The organism is Endozoicomonas sp. SESOKO4 (assembly GCF_024606275.1).
The window spans coordinates 1-2,757 of the sequence record NZ_JAHHPS010000260.1 but is presented as its reverse complement, the minus strand read 5'-3'; the positions used below and the strand labels follow the sequence as shown (position 1 = coordinate 2,757).

The window sequence follows — 2,757 nt, the reverse complement described above, 5'->3', positions numbered from 1 at the left end:
GTAATACACATCGTCCTCTCCATTTAAGTCATCAATCTTCAGGACTTTTTCCACAGCAGCCAGTTTCTCAAGTACTTCAGGTCTGGCTTTGGGGTGGTCTGGTGTTCTGATGTCTTCCAGCTCTTCTTCCAGCTCTTTAAGTTTGTAGAGCTTGTAATAGACTGTTGATTCCAGGGTGGCACGGTCTTCCAGTAGGGTGTTTTCACGTAGATCAATACCAAGAACCGCTGCCACAGCCCTTTTTCTGGTCCTGGTGTAAGAATTCTCTATTTCGCGCTGATCGTCCATTTTATACAGTTGCTGACGCATAAGTTGCTCTTGAGCACTCATTGTCTTAATTTTTTGAATCAGTTGTTCTTCTTGAGCATCAATATCTGCATTGCTATCAACACCCTGAGGGTTTAAATGAGCGGCAATGGTTGCATAGCGGGCTTTGATTGCAGCGTCTGTTCTGGTGCTTTGTTGCTGAAGATGCGTTTGAACGGACCGAAAGCGGGCACCCAGATCATTTTCATTATCTGGAATAATACCGATTTGACCTTCAATAACGGCCAGATTTGTTTTTACAGTGTCTTCCTCAGGCAGTCCCGGTGCGGCAACGGCTGTTAAGATTTCATTAAGTCTCTCCCGGGTGCGTGTGGCTTGTTCTTCTGGTGGCAGGGTATCATCCCAGTCATCTATGCTAAGCATTGTTGCTCTTTCAGAATTGTAAACCTTTCTGGCATCACGAAGTTGTTGTGCCAGGGCTGGAATTCGTTTGCTTTCCTGCTGAAGTGCCTGTTCCCGGTTTTCCAGCGCTTCCATTTCGGCACGAAGCTTTAAAAGCTCATCCCCGATTCGTTGGCTTATTTGTTGTGCTTTGAGTTTTTCCTCTTCACTGGTAACCTCTGCACCCGTTGTGTGCTGCAACTTATTTCTAATCTGGAGGATTATGGCTTCTTTTGTCTGTAGCTCCTCCAGGCTTTTATACATTTCAGGCAGCTGCCTGGTCATGTCGCTAATCACTTTGGCAGAAAACTCTTCGTCGACCCCGGGAGGACCGACCTGCGTTTCGCTGATAATGTTGACAACAGAACTTAACGTCCGAATAAAGCGTTGATTAGTCAGAAGATTTCTAATTACGGGTTTGAAGCCGAAGTGTTTTTCGAGTTGAAACTGTAACCAGGCTGGTGTGATGACAGACCAGGCAGCTTTGATGTGTGCAAATGTGAATTCAAATTGATAGGCATTATCCGGAGTAGCACTGGTCAATGCCTGCCGGAGATATTCATAGTATGCAAGCCTCGCCAGTGGATAGGTTTTAAATTCAGTTTTGTACTGTTCGTAATGTGCCGCTGATTCCTCCAGCAGTGCCATCTGCCTGCTGCGAATAACGTACTGATAGATCATGGTATCGTAGCTATTAACCTGTGTTTTTAGTGCATCAACGGGGTAATTACTCTCAGCTTTTTCCAGGAATTTATGGAGGTTTTCTATAAAGGCGATATCGTTCGGATACTGCATATGACCATGGAAAACAATAACCTCCCCCGGAGCTTCGGTTACTTCCAGCTTTGGATAGCCCACAGGCACGGAGTAAGCCCGCGTGTCATCTTCGACGTGTACAACATATCCAATGGGTTTGCTGTGTTTTAACAGTTCATTAAGCGCCTGCTGTTGTAAATCCTTTCTCAGGACATGAACCTGAAAATAGGCAGAGGTGGCTGCTGCCAGGAGAGCCTCATCATTGACGAAAAGTGATTGACCCAGACGTTTCAGTTCAGGAGGCTGATCCCCCCCGGAGATGAGACGCATGAAGGTACGCCCATCCACTTCAGCTTGTTCTATTTCAATGGTGGCAAGGGCAACATAGTGATCACGGGTCCCGAGTTTTCCTGCTCTTTCATTAGCACCTTCGAGCACCTCGTTCAGTTGTGCGGGTCTGGCGATTTTTGTCAACGGTTCCAGTGGTTCGGTGCTATCCATTTGATCAAGCACAGCCTCAACCGAATCCTGATCGGTCATTCCGGCCCTGACTTCAATGATCAGTTTTTCTTCTTCAAGGTTATGGGTGAACCTGAAGACGTCCTCATCACCCACCTTCAGGATTTTGGTGTATTTCTGAGCAACGTCATTCTCGTCCGTTTCAAACAGATCAACAATGGAAACGTCGGCGTCGATGCCGGAAAGAATGTCTGTGAAAGAAGGAATGAAATATGCACTGAATCGAGTCCGATCAGGGTAGGTAGTGGTAAAGGATTTAGGTATTGGCTGCTGGTCATCGTCTAAAGTTGGCTTGACTATGACCTCACTCCGGATCAGCTCCGCTTGCGCATTGTCCTGAATACCGACAAATTTTGTCTGAAGTCTGCGATTGGCCAGAGCCTGTGTACCAATGATGGAAGAACAGACTGCAATGGCCACTGCAAGGCTTAATGCGTTGGGGCGAGAATGTGTCATTCTACTTCCTCGGAATTGAGTGCTTTTATTGCCGTGAAAAGCGATTGCTACAGTAGACGAGGAAGCGACTTTTATTCGCTCATGGCTGTCAATCGCTCATGGCTGTTGCGATAAGCTGTTGAGAGAATTTAGTTCACAGTGGCAAAAGTTCAACGCCAGTAAAATTGAGTTGTTTTTTCAGGGAGGGGTTTCCTCTGGCGCTGCAATCCTTGACTCGAAGAATCTACCCAGAGCGTAAGAATAAGGAATACTTTCTGCGTGGGAGAATGACCATTTAGGTACATTGTCCCTGAAGTATTTCTCCCAGCCATGCTCGTA

At 46.5% G+C, this 2,757-nt stretch carries 1 protein-coding gene; it reads right to left on the bottom strand.

All coding sequences use genetic code 11. The features are described 5' to 3' along the window. Nucleotides 1–2,439 (bottom strand): hypothetical protein (locus tag KDK16_RS04775; RefSeq protein WP_257274921.1); only part of this gene is annotated, 2,439 nt, incomplete at its 3' end. Between the last annotated feature and the right edge of the window lie 318 nt (nt 2,440–2,757).